This window comes from Marinifilum sp. N1E240, assembly GCF_009295825.1.
GTDB classification, from domain to species: domain Bacteria; phylum Bacteroidota; class Bacteroidia; order Bacteroidales; family Marinifilaceae; genus Marinifilum_A; species Marinifilum_A sediminis.
Genome location: NZ_WHKF01000001.1, coordinates 276,956 through 294,589, shown reverse-complemented (window position 1 = coordinate 294,589; position 17,634 = coordinate 276,956). Strand labels below are relative to the sequence as shown.

At 35.6% G+C, this 17,634-nt stretch carries 16 protein-coding genes; 8 read left to right on the top strand and 8 right to left on the bottom strand.

Annotation, left to right across the window (positions count from 1 at the left end):
- Positions 1–24 precede the first annotated feature (24 nt).
- Genes GCQ56_RS01210 through ruvC form a run of 3 tightly spaced genes read left to right on the top strand, consistent with a single transcriptional unit; the run spans position 25 to position 1,771 of the window.
- Complete coding sequence (locus tag GCQ56_RS01210; protein WP_152732569.1) at positions 25–327, top strand: DUF4286 family protein; 303 nt, start codon at positions 25–27, stop codon at positions 325–327.
- Positions 328–330: 3 nt separating this feature from the next.
- Complete coding sequence (locus tag GCQ56_RS01205; protein WP_152732568.1) at positions 331–1,224, top strand: DMT family transporter; 894 nt, start codon at positions 331–333, stop codon at positions 1,222–1,224.
- The gene (gene ruvC / locus GCQ56_RS01200; RefSeq protein WP_193323688.1) at positions 1,217–1,771 is read left to right on the top strand and encodes a crossover junction endodeoxyribonuclease RuvC; all 555 of its coding nucleotides are present in this window, start codon (positions 1,217–1,219) and stop codon (positions 1,769–1,771) included. The genes GCQ56_RS01205 and ruvC overlap by 8 nt, the downstream gene beginning before the upstream one ends.
- Positions 1,772–1,829: 58 nt before the next feature.
- On the opposite strand, the gene GCQ56_RS01195 is transcribed toward ruvC, so the two are convergent.
- From GCQ56_RS01195 to GCQ56_RS01185, 3 genes are all read right to left on the bottom strand, one after another.
- Positions 1,830–2,225 carry an HIT family protein gene (locus GCQ56_RS01195; RefSeq protein ID WP_152732567.1) on the bottom strand — a complete coding sequence of 132 codons (396 nt, stop codon included), beginning with the start codon at positions 2,223–2,225 and terminating at the stop codon, positions 1,830–1,832.
- A 33-nt stretch (positions 2,226–2,258) separates the two neighbouring features.
- Positions 2,259–2,732, bottom strand: a complete 474-nt coding sequence (gene greA / locus GCQ56_RS01190; protein WP_152732566.1) for a transcription elongation factor GreA — start codon at positions 2,730–2,732, stop codon at positions 2,259–2,261.
- 178 nt (positions 2,733–2,910) lie between these two features.
- Complete coding sequence (locus GCQ56_RS01185; protein WP_152732565.1) at positions 2,911–3,354, bottom strand: hypothetical protein; 444 nt, start codon at positions 3,352–3,354, stop codon at positions 2,911–2,913.
- 93 nt (positions 3,355–3,447) lie between these two features.
- On the opposite strand from GCQ56_RS01185, the gene GCQ56_RS01180 reads away from it, so the two are divergent.
- Together GCQ56_RS01180 and GCQ56_RS01175 are read left to right on the top strand one after the other, a co-directional pair.
- Positions 3,448–3,909: a hypothetical protein gene (locus tag GCQ56_RS01180; protein WP_152732564.1), complete on the top strand. Its 462-nt coding sequence runs from the start codon at positions 3,448–3,450 to the stop codon at positions 3,907–3,909.
- Positions 3,910–4,101: 192 nt separating this feature from the next.
- A complete protein-coding gene (locus GCQ56_RS01175) occupies positions 4,102–6,621 on the top strand; it encodes a sodium-translocating pyrophosphatase (RefSeq protein WP_152732563.1) in 2,520 nt (839 codons plus the stop codon).
- Between the two features lie 49 nt (positions 6,622–6,670).
- Here the strand turns inward: GCQ56_RS01175 and GCQ56_RS01170 are convergent, their stop codons facing one another.
- Positions 6,671–7,600: a bifunctional riboflavin kinase/FAD synthetase gene (locus tag GCQ56_RS01170; protein WP_152732562.1), complete on the bottom strand. Its 930-nt coding sequence runs from the start codon at positions 7,598–7,600 to the stop codon at positions 6,671–6,673.
- Between the two features lie 388 nt (positions 7,601–7,988).
- On the opposite strand from GCQ56_RS01170, the gene GCQ56_RS01165 reads away from it, so the two are divergent.
- From GCQ56_RS01165 to rmuC, 3 genes are all read left to right on the top strand, one after another.
- Complete coding sequence (locus GCQ56_RS01165; RefSeq protein ID WP_152732561.1) at positions 7,989–9,143, top strand: TlpA disulfide reductase family protein; 1,155 nt, start codon at positions 7,989–7,991, stop codon at positions 9,141–9,143.
- Positions 9,144–9,231: 88 nt separating this feature from the next.
- Positions 9,232–10,002: a UDP-2,3-diacylglucosamine diphosphatase gene (locus tag GCQ56_RS01160; protein WP_152732560.1), complete on the top strand. Its 771-nt coding sequence runs from the start codon at positions 9,232–9,234 to the stop codon at positions 10,000–10,002.
- Between the two features lie 152 nt (positions 10,003–10,154).
- The gene (gene rmuC / locus GCQ56_RS01155; RefSeq protein ID WP_152732559.1) at positions 10,155–11,525 is read left to right on the top strand and encodes a DNA recombination protein RmuC; all 1,371 of its coding nucleotides are present in this window, start codon (positions 10,155–10,157) and stop codon (positions 11,523–11,525) included.
- Between the two features lie 76 nt (positions 11,526–11,601).
- Here the strand turns inward: rmuC and GCQ56_RS01150 are convergent, their stop codons facing one another.
- The 4 genes from GCQ56_RS01150 to GCQ56_RS01135 all read right to left on the bottom strand — a co-directional run bounded on the left by GCQ56_RS01150 (position 11,602) and on the right by GCQ56_RS01135 (position 17,604).
- A complete protein-coding gene (locus GCQ56_RS01150; RefSeq protein ID WP_152732558.1) occupies positions 11,602–12,768 on the bottom strand; it encodes a PLP-dependent aspartate aminotransferase family protein in 1,167 nt (388 codons plus the stop codon).
- 60 nt (positions 12,769–12,828) lie between these two features.
- A complete protein-coding gene (locus GCQ56_RS01145) occupies positions 12,829–14,154 on the bottom strand; it encodes a 4Fe-4S dicluster domain-containing protein (protein WP_152732557.1) in 1,326 nt (441 codons plus the stop codon).
- Between the two features lie 2 nt (positions 14,155–14,156).
- Positions 14,157–16,181: a molybdopterin-dependent oxidoreductase gene (locus GCQ56_RS01140; RefSeq protein WP_152732556.1), complete on the bottom strand. Its 2,025-nt coding sequence runs from the start codon at positions 16,179–16,181 to the stop codon at positions 14,157–14,159.
- A 205-nt stretch (positions 16,182–16,386) separates the two neighbouring features.
- Complete coding sequence (locus GCQ56_RS01135; protein WP_152732555.1) at positions 16,387–17,604, bottom strand: PLP-dependent aminotransferase family protein; 1,218 nt, start codon at positions 17,602–17,604, stop codon at positions 16,387–16,389.
- Positions 17,605–17,634: the final 30 nt, after the last annotated feature.

Sequence of the window (17,634 nt, the reverse complement as noted above, 5' to 3'; positions counted from 1 at the left end):
TGCCCAAATTTTAAAATTACAGCCATGATAATATACAACACAAGCTATCTATTCGAACCAGAACTCGAAGTAACATTCATCAATTGGATGAAATCCAAATTTATTCCATTATTGGAAGAAACCGGTACTTTCAGTAATCATTATTTCTGCAAAGTAATGGTCGCTCAAGAAGATGGTGGGCAAACCTATTCTCTGCAATTGTTCTTTAAAACACAGGAACAAATGGAAAAATATCGTAGCAGTTTTGAACCAAGAACTAAGGCAGTATTTAATGCTCGATTTCAAAATCAAGTAGTAAGTTTTTCATCTGTATTAAAAGAAATTTAAATATTGAAAAAACAGAAGAAAGCATACATCTACGCTCTATTGGCAATTTTTTGCTGGTCGACAGTTGCCTCGGCATTTAAAATTGCCCTTGCAGGCATGGATTTTCTTCATTTGTTACTGATATCATCAGGGACGGCGATTTTATTTTTAGCATTATTACTAGGATTTACTGGCAAACTGAAAAATAGTTTAGCAGTAACAAAGATGGAATATTTACGATCATCGATTCTTGGATTCCTAAATCCTTTCCTTTATTATCTGATATTATTAAAAGCTTATGACATTTTGCCTGCTCAATTTGCCATGAGCTTAAATTACATCTGGCCAATTACCTTGGTTCTCTTATCTATTCCACTTCTAAAACAAAAAATAAGCTTAAAGAGTATTTTCTGCATTTTCATAAGTTTTTCGGGAGTGCTTGTAATTGCCAATAAAGGTTCTATTTCATCAATAGAAACTCCAGATACCATTGGTGTTCTTATGGCTCTTGGAAGTTCCATTTTTTGGGCCTTATACTGGATTTACAATGTCAGAGATAAAAGAGAAGCCAATGAAAAACTTTTTCTGAATTTCATTTTTGGATTTACATACATTGCTTTCACCATTCTTTTCTTTTCGGAATTTAAATTGCCATCGGGAAATCACATGTTAGCTGCAATATATATTGGCATTGTTGAGTGTGGAATTGCTTATGTTCTTTGGCTTAACGCCATGAAACTGACAAGTTCAACTGATAAAATTGGCAATTTGGTATTTTTAAGTCCATTTGCCTCTCTTCTATTTATTAATCTAATTCTCCGAGAATCTATCTATCTTAGTACTCTTGCAGGATTGGTTCTAATAATAGTTGGAATTATCTTGCAAAAATTCGCACAAAAAAACAATTCAATTGAGTAACGACAGAATTATTATGGGAATTGATCCGGGAACCAATTTAATGGGATACGGTTTAATTCGAGTTGTAAATAAAAAGCCTGAAATTCTGGTTTCAGGTGTTCTGGATTTAAAAAAAATCACAGATCCATACATTAAACTGCAAAAAATTTTTCAACGAACCTTACAGGTTATCGATGAGTATAAACCGGATGAATTGGCAATTGAATCTCAATTTTTTGGTAAAAACGTTCAATCGATGTTAAAACTAGGACGCGCACAAGGAGTGGCAATTGCCGCTGCACTGCAACGTAATATTCCCATTTTTGAATATGCTCCTAAAAAAATTAAGTTGGCAATTACTGGTACAGGAACCGCATCGAAAGAACAGCTGGCAGTTATTCTGCAGCGCTATTTTAAAATGAAAGAATTTCCTCAAAACCCTGATGAATCGGATGCTATCGCAATTGCCATGTGTCACTTTTTCCAAAGTAATAATCCTATTGCCAAAGGGAAATCATCTTCCTGGTCTGATTTTGTAAAGAAAAACCCAGGAAGAGTAAAGAGTTAAATTTAAAAAATAAAAAAGCCGCTAAAAATTAGCGGCTTGATTTATATAAAGAATAATCTTACTCTAAATTTTTACGTATTGCTTCAGCAACTTCAGCCATTTCTTCCTGAGAAAAACTCAATTTTGGATTGGCAAAATTCAAATCACTAATATTATTAATTGGAACCAAGTGAATGTGTGTATGAGGAACTTCTAATCCGATAACTGCTATACCAATTCTCTTGCATTCTACACTTTTTTCGACTGCTTTGGCAATTTTCTTGGCAAACAAATTTAATCCGCTTAATACATCATCTTCCAAATCGAAAATATAATCAACCTCCTGCTTTGGAACAACTAAGGTATGTCCTTTTGCCAATGGGCTTATATCCAAAAAAGCAAAATATTTGTCGGTTTCTGCAATTTTATGGCAAGGAATATCTCCTTGAATTATTTTTGTGAAAATTGAAGCCATATCTTTTGTTTTGAATCTTTTTACAATAGTTGATTAAATAGAAATCTCAACAATCTCGAAAGGAATAATTCCATTTGGAACCTGAATTTCTACAACATCACCAACTTTTTTGCCAATTAAACCTTTAGCAATTGGTGTGTTGATAGACAATTTTCCTTTTTTGAAATCTGCCTCTGATTCAGAAACCAATGTATATGTCATCACAGCACCATTCTTTTGATTTTTAATGGTAACCTTGTTCATCATCTGAACTTTTGATGTATCAATTTTAGTTTCATCAATTACACGACTATTGGCAACCACGCCTCTCAACTGTGCAATTTTAGCTTCCAATAATCCTTGAGCTTCTTTTGCTGCATCGTACTCAGCATTTTCTGATAAATCTCCCTTATCAATTGCTTCTCCGATTTGCTTTGAAATTTTAGGACGTTCAATCGTCTCTAATTGTTCAAGCTCTTCTCTTAATTTTTTTAAACCTTCTGCTGTTATATAAGAATAACCAGACATAATATCCTCCTATTTATTTTTTCTTGATTTTTTAATACCCAGATCTTTAAGAATCTATAAAAACAAAAAGAATCCCGATAATACGGAACTCTTCAAGGCGCAAATATATTAATTATATCAATAAGCCCTTTCTCAAATAGTGTTTAACTGGGACTTATAAAAGTACAAAAAAATTATACTATTGATACTTTCTATCTAAAATTTCCTTGTAAATAATTGCTTGGCGCCAATCTACTTCTTCAGCTTCCTCAGCCTCATCTTCTTCTTCATAATTCTTTCTCAAATCATCAAAAACACTTTTCTTAGGTTGATCCGAATACTCAATACTCACTTCCTTTACTTCAGGAGTTGTTTCAACAATTTCTTCTTTAATAGGTAACTCTTCTATTTCATCATAAGTCTGTTCATAAGGTTTTGGAATTTCCTGTCCCAACAAGGCTTCAAAAACAGAATCGAAACTATTATCTTCAGATTGTTTTGGTCTTACTGGCTGAATTGGCTGTTCATATTCCTCTTCATCAGGTGGACTTACAGCCACAGGTTTCTTCTTCTTAAGTGCTCCAAACACACCAAAAAGTGCTAGTAATAACAGATAAATTATATTTCCCCAACCTTCGTCCATGAGTATACTAATAATGTGATTTTTATTTCTAGTTTTACCGCAACGAAATACTAAATCTCATGTATACTCGTTATAATCGCAAAACTTTAAACTATGAATGTCAACAAATCAAATTTACTATATTTTTTTCTTTTACTTACTTTAAGCTCTCTTTTTTGTTCATGTAGTTCCAATTCTGAAGAAGATGAAATTATTCCCAATACCTATATAAATGCTACTATTTATTTAGATTATTATAGCGAATTGGGTTCTGTGGGTAATGCCATTTACTTTGAAACCATAAATGGAAGTAGCGTTGGATATCTTGGACATGGAGTAATTGTAGTAAAAGTAAATAATGGATTTTCTGCCTTCGATGCTACATGTTCACACGATATAGAAGATGAAGCTCATGTTGAGTTGGATGGAACTTTTGCTGAATGCCCAATATGTAATAGTAAATTCAATCTTCTCGATGGTGGATATCCATTCGAAGGTTCTGTAGCAAGATATCCTCTAAAAGAATTTTCTACTAGCTATTCGTCTTCCAGCAATACTCTTCGTATTTATAACTAATTTTAAGACATAAAAAAATCAGTCCTTTTCGTAAAGAACTAATTTTCACACCTTAAATATAACAAAATCAGGATACAATCAAAATCCACAAAATTTTACTTTTTAAGATTTTATAGTTAAAAAACCTTGACACGGTAAACAATAATGTATAATTTGAAAGGAAATTCACCTATTCAAATTAATTTTTATCCTATGAAAAAAACATTATTACTACTAGTGTTCGGGGTATTATTGGCTCCCTTCACAAGTTTTGCAAGTGAAGCCGATTTAGTTGTTCCGGATCTTAAACAAAGTATTTTTGAAGGTTTGTTCGGAATAAATGGCTGGGACTTGCTATTTTACGGCATCATTGTAATTGCATTAGGACTGTTATTTGGTATGATACAATTCAATCGTATCAAAAAACTTCCAGTACATCACTCAATGGCCAAGGTTTCAAATATTATTTACGAAACCTGTAAAACCTACTTGCTACAGCAAGGAAAATTTTTGATTATTCTTTTCGTTATTATAGGTGTTGCCATAGCCTATTACTTTATAGCATTGGCACATGTATCAGTACCTAAAACCATGCTGATTCTTCTTTGGACAGTACTTGGTATACTAGGATCCTATGGTGTGGCCTGGTTTGGAATCAGAATTAATACTTACGCAAACAGTCGTACTTCATTTGCTGCACTTAAGAAGAAACCTTTCGATGTAATGTCTATTCCTTTACAGGCAGGTATGAGTGTTGGTCTTCTTTTAATTTGTGTAGAATTAATCATGATGATTGCCATCCTTCTTTTCATTCCTGGTGAAAGTGCCGGAGCATGTTTTGTTGGATTTGCAATTGGAGAATCATTGGGTGCATCAGCATTAAGAATTGCTGGTGGTATCTTTACAAAGATTGCTGATATTGGAGCCGATTTAATGAAAATTGTCTTTAAAATTGGTGAAGATGATCCTCGTAATCCGGGTGTAATTGCCGACTGTACTGGTGATAATGCTGGTGATAGTGTTGGACCTACGGCTGATGGTTTTGAAACCTATGGTGTAACCGGTGTTGCCTTAATTACTTTCATTATTTTGATGTTTGGTGAAACTGGTTTAATGCCAAATGTTGGTTTTGCATCTACTTTAATTGTATGGATTTTTGCCATGCGTGTCTTAATGATATTCACATCGGTATTTGCATATCTGGTTAATCAAGCTATCGCAAAAGCTAAATACAGCAAACTAGATAAATTCAATTTTGAAGCTCCTTTAACTGCTTTGGTATGGATTACATCAATTATTTCAATTGTAGTTACATATGCTTTAAGTTATGTACTGATTTCTGATCTTCCGGAAGGATTGTGGTGGAAATTATCTACTATTATTTCTTGTGGTACACTCGCAGCAGCTGTTATTCCTGAATTAACCAAAGCTTTTACCAGTTCGGGTTCACGCCATGTACAGGAAGTTGTAACTGCTTCTCGTGAAGGTGGAGCATCTCTTACTATACTCTCAGGTATGGTAGCTGGTAACTTTTCTGCTTTCTGGAAAGGAATGGTTATGATGGCTTTAATGGCTATTGCATTCTACACCGTTCAAGATATTGCAATTTTTGGTGAGTATCCGGGAATTTTTGCCTTTGGTTTGGTTGCCTTTGGTTTCTTAGGTATGGGACCTGTAACCATTGCTGTTGATAGTTATGGTCCGGTAACCGATAACGCACAATCTGTTTTTGAATTATCGCAAATCGAAAAAATTCCAAATATTAAAGAAGAAATTAACAAAGACTTTGGTTTCGAGCCTAATTTTGAAACTGGTAAGCACAATTTGGAAGAAAATGATTCTGCCGGTAACACATTTAAAGCTACGGCTAAGCCTGTATTAATTGGTACTGCCGTAATTGGTGCTACAACCATGATTTTCGCCATTATCTTACTTTTGAAAGGAACTGTTCTTTCTACAGGAGAATCATTATTACAAATTCAATTAACCGATCCTTCTGTTATTCTAGGTTTAATTACAGGTGGTGCAGTAATTTTCTGGTTCTCCGGTGCATCTATGCAAGCAGTTACTACAGGAGCTTATCGTGCGGTTGAATACATCAAGAAAAATATCAATTTAGATAAAACTGAAGCCGATATTGAGGATTCTAAAAATGTAGTGAAAATTTGTACACAGTATGCCCAAACAGGAATGTGGAATATTTTTGCCGTAATTCTAAGTTTAACTTTGGCATTCGCATTCTTCAGCCCTAACTTCTTTGTTGCCTACCTAATTTCAATTGCAATTTTTGGTCTGTTCCAGGCAATGTATATGGCAAATGCCGGTGGTGCTTGGGATAATGCCAAAAAAGTAGTTGAGGTAGATTTAAAAGAGAAAAACACGCCTCTTCACGATGCTACAATTATTGGAGATACAGTTGGTGACCCATACAAGGATACTACTTCCGTTGCGTTAAATCCAATTATTAAATTCTCGACCTTATTTGGATTGTTAGCTGCAGAAATTGCCATAGAATTAATTGTTAAAGCTGATAAAACAGGGGCAACAAATATTGCACCTTACATTGGAACATTATTCTTGATTATAGGCTTATTCTTTGTATATCGATCTTTCTATGGAATGAGAATTCCACATAAACTTATTAACGAATCTAATTCAAAACCAGAAGCAAAAAATGATGAAATAAGTTCAAATCATCAACAAAACGCTCCAATTGCAGCTAATAAAAATTAAATTTGAATCATAAAAAAGAGCCCCGGAGAATCTTCTTCGGGGTTATTTTTTATCCCAATAATTCAAGCACCGCATCCTTATCTTTTGACAATTGCGCTTTTAATTCATCAATGGAATTAAAGAATTGCTCGTTTCTAATGCGTTGGTAAAAATGAATGGTAATGTTCCTGTAGTAAATGTCCTGATCGAAATCCAAAATATGCACTTCAATTGAACGATTATCCAATTGATTGTTAACTGTAGGACGAACTCCAATATTTAACATTCCTAAATACCTTTTATCATCCACATCAACCTTAACAGCGTAAACACCATCTTTAGGAACTAGTTTGTAGCTTTCCTGGGGGTCGATATTTGCTGTAGGAAATCCAATTTTATGACCTAATTTCTTACCATCAATTACATCACCTTTGATAAAAAATCGATAGCCCAAATATTTATTGGCAGTTTTGATATCACCTTCAGAAATTGCTTTGCGAACCTTGGTTGAACTTACATTTATCGCATCCATATTCAACACATCCTGGCGTTCAATCTTAAAATTCAACTGATCGGCAAATACCTTTAAATCTTCGTATTTTCCCTCTCTGTTGTGACCAAATCTATGATCATAGCCCACAACCAGATATTTCATACCTAATTGTTTTACCAATATCTGCTCAACAAACTCAACGTAAGATAATTTTGAAAATTCTTTAGTAAACGGATAGATTACCAAATGATCAATTCCTGCTGCTTCCAATAAAACTTTCTTCTCCTCTAATGTATTAATCAAACGAAGCCCATTATTCTCCTCACTTAAAACCAATCTTGGGTGAGGATAAAAAGTGAAGATTACGGTTTCTCCTTTTACTTTATGAGCCAATTCTTGCAGGCGACGAATTACCTTACGATGTCCCAAATGAACACCATCAAAAGTACCAATAGTAACTACAGGGTTAAGGGCAGAGAAATCTTTAAGATCCGTATATATTTTCATTCCTGATATTTAATTTGAATAGAAAGCAACTGTACCAAATCAAGACAAAGAATATTAATTTCCAGTTCGGTAATGTTATTCTACCAGCTATCTTTCGTGGCAAAAATATGAAAATTTCGGGAACATTCTGATAATTGCCATTTTCAGTTCTACGAAATGATGCCTGAGTTTCCAAACAAAATTATCCATGCCAATAAGTTCATAATGATAAAACAGGAAATTATTAGTAAATTTCCGCCTCGCTATTCTAGAATACTTAATGTGTATTCAATTGCAATAATTCAAATTTTAAATATTCGTTAAAATCACATCTGATAACAAAGACATTACGACTATTTTAGAATAAAACTGAGAACAATAAAGCTTAATAACGCAAACTAATCATAGAATGAGAAAACTATTATTTGCCCTTCCCCTACTTTTGTTTTGGGCCTGCAATCAGAAAGACACCGTTAAATTTGAAGGTAAAATAGATAATGCCGATGGTAAAATTTTATATCTGGATAAATTAAATATTGGTAGCACTCAAGTACTTGACTCGGTAACTCTTGATGATGAAGGGAATTTTAAATTTAAAGTTGAAAATACAAAGCCTGAATTTTATTTATTGCGCCTTTCAAATGGCAAATTGATCACACTTCTTGCTGAAGCAAATGAAACCATATTACTACACAGTAGTAGTGAAGATATGGGTAAAAAATATATCGTTGAAGGTTCGAAGGGATCTAAATTAGTAAAAGAGATCAACGATAAATTAAACGATACCAAGGAAAAATTAGCTTCTATTCGTAAAGAAATGGAAGAGAAGAAAAATGATGCAGATTTCTCTACTGTATCGCAAAATTTAGTAGCTGATTACGTAAAAGCTCTACAAGAACAAAGAGAGTTCTCTATTGATTTTATCATGAAAAATGCCACATCACTATCGAGTTATATGGCTTTATATCAGAAGATTGACAAGAACACTTTTACTCTAAACGAAAACAAAGACATTCAGTTTGTAAGAATTGTTGCCTCTTCGATGAAAGCACTTTATCCTGAACATGAGTATACCAAAGCTATTTTAGCCAATCTTAAGGAATTACAAAAACGCATGGACAATATTAAAGTTCAGCAATTAATTCAGGAAAAAGGCAGTGATTTCCCTGAAATTAATCTCCCAGATACAAATGGTAAAAATAGAAAGCTAAGCTCATTGAAAGGAAAATTCATTATTTTAAGTTACTGGGCTTCACAAGATGCAGTATCAAGAAAACAAAATGAAACTTTAAAGAAAATTTATAAAAAATATAAAAACAAAGGATTAACAATTTACCAGGTTTCGGTTGATGATGATGAGAAATTGTGGAAGAAAGCAATTCAGGAAGATCAGTTGAACTGGATAAATGTTTGTGATCCGGAAACAGCAAGTTCTTCGGCAGTCCGTCTTTATAACATACAAAGAGTTCCTGCAAACTATTTAATCGATCAAAGAGGAGAAATAGTAGGAAAAGATCTTTTAGGTAGTAGATTGGAAGAGAAAGTTGCTGAGTACGTAAAATAAATTCAACGACATCATTTAATAAGGATCTCATTTTTCTCTTTTAGAAAAGAATGAGATCTTTATGTAAGTAATCATTTGTACCAATAAAATGAACGACAATAAAAAAATATATTTTGCATCCGATGTACATTTAGGAGCGCCTGCATTAAAAAACAATAGTGAACGCGAAAAGTTGTTTGTAAAATGGCTTGATTTGGTTAAAAAAGATGCAAGTGAAATTTACCTGATGGGTGATATTTTTGATTTCTGGTTCGAATACAAACGAGCTGTTCCAAGAGGTTTTACTCGTGTTTTAGGCAAAATTGCCGAAATTACAGACTCAGGAATTCCGGTACATTTTTTTACTGGAAATCACGACATTTGGGTATTTGATTATCTTCCTACGGAGATTGGTGTCATCGTTCATAGAGATATCGTAAAAAAAGAGATCAATGGAAAGAAATTTTTCCTTGGGCATGGCGATGGCTTGGGACCTTTTGACAAAAATTACAAACTTTTGAAGAAAATTTTCACCAGTCCTTTTCTACAATGGTCATTTGCTCGTATCCATCCCAATTTTTCTATTTGGCTGGCTCACAAATGGTCTGGTCACAGCAGATTGAGAGATGGAAAAATAGAGGCTGACGATTACCGCGGTGAAGACAAAGAATGGTTGGTTCTTTTTGCAAAGGATGAATTGGCGAAAGAGCATTTCGATTATTTTGTATTTGGTCATCGACATTGGCCCTGCAATATCGATTTGAATGGAAATAGCAGATACATTAATACTGGTGATTGGGTTACTCACTTTACCTATGCGGTATTTGATGGTGAGAAAATGGAATTGAAAGAATTTGAAAAACCTAAAATTAACTACTAAGTATAATAAAAGGTTTTCACAAAGTATCACGAAGAAATAAGTTTTATAAAATCTTATTTTTAGATATTAACAAACACAAAACACAACAAGTAAGCTTAAAAGACATTATACTTTATGTTACTTCGTTATCCTTTGTGGTTAAAGAAAAATCAATGGAATATTTATATATCGGAATAGGAATTCTTAAAGGCTTCATTATTGGATGGTTGGTTATGAGAAAAAAGGTAAACCAACAAGCTACTTTGAAACGTGAAGAGTTGTTGAAACAAGAAAACACCTTTATCAAAGAAAAAAGTGAGCTATCGCACAAACAATCTGTTTTAGAAGAGAGAACCATAAATCTTCAACGAGAGAAGGTTGATTTAAATGATGTGCTTATTTTCGAGAGAGAAAAGAATGAAAAGTTGACTCGTTCGGTTTCCATATCAGCCACCGAGCGTAAAAATCTGGAAGAACGTTTAGAAAATCAAAAACAGGAACTAGAAGAACTTCAGAAAAAATTCACTACCGAATTTGAAAATATCGCCACAAAAATCTTAAAGGAAAATACCAAAGAGTTTACCACCTCAAATCAGAAAAACATGAGTGATATCATGGGACCGATTAAGGAAAAACTGCAGTCATTCGAGAAGAAAGTGGAGGAAACTTACGATCGTGAGCTACGTGATAAAATCAGCTTAAAAGAAGAGGTGAAAAAGCTTTACGATTTAAATTCTAAAATCAGCGACGAAGCCAATAACCTAACCAAAGCTTTAAAAGGTGATGTGAAAAAACAAGGAAACTGGGGTGAAGTTGTTCTGGAACGTATTTTAGAACGTTCGGGTTTAACCAAAGGAGAAGAGTACGATCGTGAAGTGGTAATGCAAAACAGCGAAGGGCAAACCATTCGTCCTGATGTAATCATCCGCCTACCAGAAGAGAAGCATGTAATTGTTGATTCAAAGGTTTCTTTGATTGCTTACGAACGATTTGTAAATGCGAATGGAGAAGCCGATGCTGAGAAATTTCAGAAAGAACATATCATCTCGATGAAAGCACATGTGAAAGAGTTGGCAGAGAAACATTATCAAAGTTCGGATGCATTGAATTCTCCTGATTTTGTTTTAATGTTCATGCCTATCGAATCATCTTTTGCTATGGCGGTGCAATACGATCAGGAATTATTTGGATATGCCTGGGACAACAAGATTGTAATTGTGAGTCCTTCTACTTTGTTGGCAACTCTACGAACCATTGCATCTATTTGGAAGCAGGAACATCAGAACCGAAATGTATTGGAAATTGCCAAACAAGGAGGATTGCTATATGACAAATTTGTTGGTTTTGTTGAAGATATGATAAAACTAGGCAAACAAATGGATACTTCGAAAAATAGCTATCAGGATGCCATGAAAAAACTGTATGATGGCAGTGGAAACTTGGTACGTAGAGCTGAAAACATTAGAGAACTGGGTGCCAAAGTAAAAAAGAAGTTACCACAAACCTTAATCGATAGAATGAACGATACCGATGCATTGCAATAAATGTAGGGACATGCCATGGTGTGTCTGTTCATAAATAATATTCTGTAGGGTCACGAAATGTCGTGACCCTACTATTTTACATTTCCTCCAAAGCATTTCCAATCCACCCTTTTAATTTTTCAATATTCTCAATTCCCACCGAAAGACGAATGGTTCCTGGTAGTGGATATTTTGCTCCCCAAACAGGTTCTACAGGTAACAGAATAGTATCTACTTCGCCAAGTGTTGGCACTAGTGGAATTGTTTCTTCCAGGGCAGCTATAAAGCGATTGCATTTTTCACGTTTGTCTTCATCCGATTCTCCTTTGATATCGAAAGTGACCATACCGCCAAAGCCTTTGTTGCCAAATAAAGCAACAGCTTCTTTTCGTGTAGGATGAGATTCCAAACCTGGATACAATACCTCATCAATTTTAGGATGCTCTTGAAGGTAATCTGCAAGCGCCAATGCATTATCGCAATGCTGCTTAAAGCGCAAATCGAAACTCTTTAATTGTGATCCCAAACGGTAAGCATCATCAGGACTCAAGAAATGACCAGCCCATTTGCGATACTCAATGGCTTCTTTCATCAATTCCTCATCGTTACCACAAATTACACCTGCTGTAATATTTCCATGTCCGCTCATGTATTTGGTTGCAGAGTGGATGACCAAATCAGCACCATCCAGCAATGGCTTCCACAAATATGGTGTTCCGAATGTATTGTCAACAATAATTTTACAGTCGTATTTCTTTGCCAATTCCATTATGCGCTTTACATCCGCTACAATCAACATTGGGTTCGAAACTGCTTCGAGATACAGGAATTCAGGTTGAATTTCCTTTAGCATGCGTTCCAACTCCTCGAAATCATACAAACCATCATTGGCATAAAAACGGTGTACATCCAAATTACGTCGCTTAATTAAAACCGTATCAATAAACGAATTGGTACCACCATATATCTCATGAAAGAACAGCCATGGTCGCGTATCTTTTCCTTTCTGAAAAACAGATACTGCCACATCGATAGCAGCCATACCTGTTTCTACCAATAAAGCCCATTTGCAATCTTCCAATTCCATAATCTGTTGCTCAACTGCAACTGTGGTTGGATTTCTGTATCGAGAATAGATATAGTTTTCTGGCTCGTGCGGATGATCCAATTCTGCCGCAAAAGCTTCTTTTGCAGTTATTGAATCTTTTAGGTTGAATCCCGCTTCACGGTAAAGCGGTGTGTGGTTAGCGTTTATTTTTTTCATGATAATATTTTTTGGTAGAGACGCAATGCCTTGCGTCTGTACTCCTTATTAATCGTAATTTTAATTCGTAATTCGTAACTGTTTCTCTGGTGTAATCACATCCGATTCATAATAAAATTCTGCCCTATCGATTAATTCTCCTGCATATATAATTGCTAAGGAAATTGGCAAGCTCAATTCCCATTGCATATCCAATAAAATATATGGAAGTAATAAACAGAGGATTCTTACCAACGAAAGAGCAGGAAAATAGTTCACTCTTAATTGTCGTAATGATACTTTCCTCGCAATGTATAAACTTCCTTTTAATATAATTATTAGTTCGATAACAATTGGGACTTCGATCAGCCAAACAAAAAACAAAATTCCTGTAAGACTTACCATTCCTGAATGCACTGGAATACCATCTTTTCGCTGCAATAATTTGTAAACCATATCAACAGAGATCAAGCTAAAGATTCCAAAAGCCAAAGCTACATAGCCAAATAGCTGATTTTCGGTAATCAACTGCAACCCTGTACATCCTAGGAAAACAGAAAAAGAAAATATTTCTCGACTTAACCAGGAGCCTTTTAGATTAAGAATGAATCGCCACATTCGCAGCTTTTTTCCAATATGAAGTGATGTTAATGCAATGGATATAACAGATACTATGGCAAAAGGAATCAATTTCATTTCTATGGCTCCCATTAAATATGCCGCCTGCCAGCTTACCAATCCGGCAACTGCCAATGTAAACAAAACTAATGTCCACTCTTTATCCAGTGCTACCTTATCTTTTGGCTTAGGTGACCACTCCTCTATCTTTTTCTCATCAATATCTATCTGGTCCGTATTCTCAATTTTGGGTGCAGTATTTTCTTCCCGTAAAGGAATCAATTGAATGGATGGTTTGATTCCCATATCCACAAAACCGGGTGTAACTCTATCCTGATCACTCAAGATCAATTGTCCAAAATCCAATGCTCCTACCGGACAGGCTTCAACACAAGCTGGCTTTTTCCCATCAGATATTCTATCGACACAAAAATTACATTTCTCTACAATATTCGTTGCAGGATTAAACTTTGGTGCATCGTAAGGACACGCCCAGGTACAATAGGTGCATCCGATGCAAGCCTCGGCATGATGGATGATAGCTCCCGTTTTTTCATCACGAGTGTAAGCCAAAGCAGGGCAATGTTTCATGCAAGGAGCATCCTCACAATGATTACAAGCCAATGAGAAATGAAAGACTGGCAATCCTGGATGTTTAATTTTGTTTCCGGTGTTTACCTCGCGCCAATTGATCATTAAATCAGTACCATTTTCAATGCTGCAACCTGCTGCGCAAGCATTACAGCCAACGCATCTGTTGGTGTTGAATATGAATGAGTTCTTTTCCATGATTACAGCTTTTTAATGTCAACCCAAGTATTGTGAAAGGCGGTTCCGTGTCCCATATCTGTTTCGCATCCTTTGGTAAACAAGTTTGGCGCAGCTCCCAGATGTGATTGATGACCATTAGTCAATACTACATTCCCTCTTCGCAATCCCAAATCGTATTGTAGTTTTACCTCAGCTCTTCCCTGATGATTGTAAATCACCACTTTTTCACCATTCTTCATTGTTTTATCTTCAGCATCCAATGGATGTACAAAAAGATATGCTTCGGGTTCAAATTGCTTAATCACATTCAAATTCCCAAACTGTGAATGAATTCTGTTCTTCGAATTGGGTGAGATCAACTGCAAAGAAAACTCGTTTTGCTCAGACAATGGCACATAATCCGGTAAGGCATCAACTCCCCACATTTCTTTTGCTTGTTCGTTGTACAGTTCTATTTTGCCTGATGATGTAGGAAATTTATGATCTGAAAATGGAATTTCTTCAAATGAGTTTGCCAGTTTCGGTCCTTGTTTCAATTTCTCCAAACTCAATTCTGGAAAATCTTTCAAAAATCCATTCAAGTATTCTTCTATTGCCTCATCTGTAGGTTCGGGTATGTTATCTTTGATCTCCTCATTGGTGAATCCCATTCTCTTTGCCAATAGATAATAGATCTCCGTCTCAGGCTTAACTTCACCAGCAGGTTCCATTACTTTTTGCTTTAGCTGTACATAAGGATTCCAATACGAACCAATGATATCCGATTGCTCAAACATATTCTTAGCTGGTAGAATAATATCTGCTTCCAATGTTGTATCTGTCATGAACTGATCCACAACCACTCTAAAATCTGCTTTTCGAAACGCCTTTCTAATCTTATTGGTATCTGGATTTTGTGATAATGGATTTCCTCTCTCTACCCAAATAAATTTTACTTCCGGATCTTTAATATTCAACAAATCTTCACCCAGTTTGGCAACCGATATTTTTCTTCTGAAACTTGGATGTTCGCATCCCGGGAAATAAGATTCCGGCTCTTTCAAATCGTCGAACACGTAGCTTTGAAGATTTGCATAATGAAAACAAGCACCTGGTTTCCCAATATTTCCTGTAATCACCGATAGTGCAAGAATACAACGTGTGGTCTGTCCACCATTTTCATATCGTTGCAAACCATATCCCGGAATCAAAGTCATCCCATCGGTTGTTCCAATTTGTTTAGCCAAATCTTTAATGGCATCAACCGAAATTCTACAAATATCTGATACTTTATCTAAGCTGTACTCTTCAACTCGCTCTTTGAATTGCTCAAAGCCGATTACATAATTTTCTATATATTCCTTATCAATCCAATCATTTTGAATCAATTCTCGAGCAATACCTAATGCCAGAGCTCCATCGGTTCCCGATTTAATCTGAAACAGAGAATTGGCTCGCTCACTAGAAGGTGTTCTTCGTGGGTCAATCACCAATAGTTTTGCTCCTTTTTCCTGTGCTTTTTCCAAAGGAATCATCTCCTGAATATTGGTCTCAGCTGGATTCTTTCCCCACAGCAATATCAGCTTTGCATTCTCCAAATCCCAGGGAGCATTGTGTTTGTTTGCTCCTAAGGTCAAACGTGTTGCCTCCAAACCCGCAGGCCAACAAAGATTCCCGTAAGTCGTGGTTGCTCCACCAAATAGTTTCCAGAAGTTTGAACTAACACCATTCAATAAACCCGACATACCGCTTGCTGCAAAGAACAAAACAGAATGTACACCGTAGTTTTCCTTGCAGAAATTCAGTTTTTCAACAATTGTAACCAAAGCTTCCTCCCAGGAAATCCGCTCATAATTCCCTTCTGATATTCTCTTTAATGGATGCAAAATTCTATCCTTAGAATTGGCACGCTCCACATAAGCCAAACCTTTAATACAAGGACCTTCAGGTGTTGCTCTATTTTCGGAATGTGGATCAATTCCAATTACTTTGTCATCTTCTAATCGTACTTTAATACTACAAGTACTGTAGCAGTTACGCGGACAAGCTGTTGAGAATTCCTTCATGATTGGTTGGGTAAATTTTTGGAAAAATTACTCAAAAAAAAACAAAAGGGAGTGAATACATAAGCAAAATCATGTACGCGCTCCCTCAATAAATTTTATTCTTTTAATATCCTCGGTTTAAAACCCGAGGCAAAGGATGAAAAACATTCATATTAATAATTAAATGATTTACATATCTTTTATCCCCTGCTTTAGCTATGTATTTTTAAGCCTCTGCCATTACTTCAGCTTCAATGATCTCAGCTAATCGTTGAATACCAGCGATTGCTTTTTCGTTGTTTACGTATGAGAAATTCAAGCGAATTGTGTTGGTTCCACCACCATCGCAGTAGAATACATTTCCGGTAACGAAAGCCACCTTCTTCTCAATTGCTTTGTGGAACAATTCCAATGCATCCATATGTTCCGGTAAGGTGATGAATAGGAACATTCCTCCTTCAGGACGAGTCCATTTCACGCAATCAGGCATGCACTTCTCCATCTCAGCCAACATCACATCTCTTCGCTGGTGATATAAATCGATAGTCTTTTGCAAGTTCGATTCAAAAACACCTGAATTCATATAACGAATGGCGATTTTCTGAACAAAAGTTGGCGTACACAAATCAGCCGATTGTTTGGCAACAACAATCTTTTCATTCACATCTTTAGGACCTAAAATCCATCCAATACGGAATCCTGGAGCAAAAATCTTCGAGAAAGTTCCCAAGGTGATTACATGATCATCATTATCCAAATCGTACATCATACGTTGAGGCTCACCATCAAAACGTACTTCTCTGTACGGACAATCCTCAACAATCAGCACATCATATTTGTGAGCCAATGCGATAATCTCTAATCGACGAGATTCAGGCATGGTAATACCTGTTGGATTTTGAAAATCTGGAATTACATAAATGAACTTTGGTTTGATTCCTTCTTCAGCCAATTCAATCAACTTCGCTTCCAATAGCTCAGCACTCATTCCCTGCTCATCCATTGGCACACCTTCCATTTTAGCTCCATAAGCCTGAAAAGCACTAATACCGCCTAGGTACGAAGGTAAACCACAAATCACAACATCACCCTGATTCACAAAAACTTTACCTACCAGGTCAAGACCTTGTTGAGATCCTGTTGTTACAATCATATTATCCAAAGAACATTGAACACCTTCGTTCTGATACTTTTTTACAAGCAATTCTCTCAACTCTGTAACCCCTTCGGTTGCATCGTACTGTAATACTGCAGCACCTTCTTCTCGCAACATATCCGAAACAATGCTATCCAAAGCATCTACAGGAAATGATTCTGGAGCTGGCAGTCCACCGGCAAATGAAATGATCTCAGGGTTTTGAGTCAATTTCAAAATTTCACGAATTGCTGATCGTTTATTATTATTGCTGATTTGGGAAAAAGTTCCTTTTAAATCGCTGATCATGATTGTTTTTGTTTATTGTTTGTTGTTTGT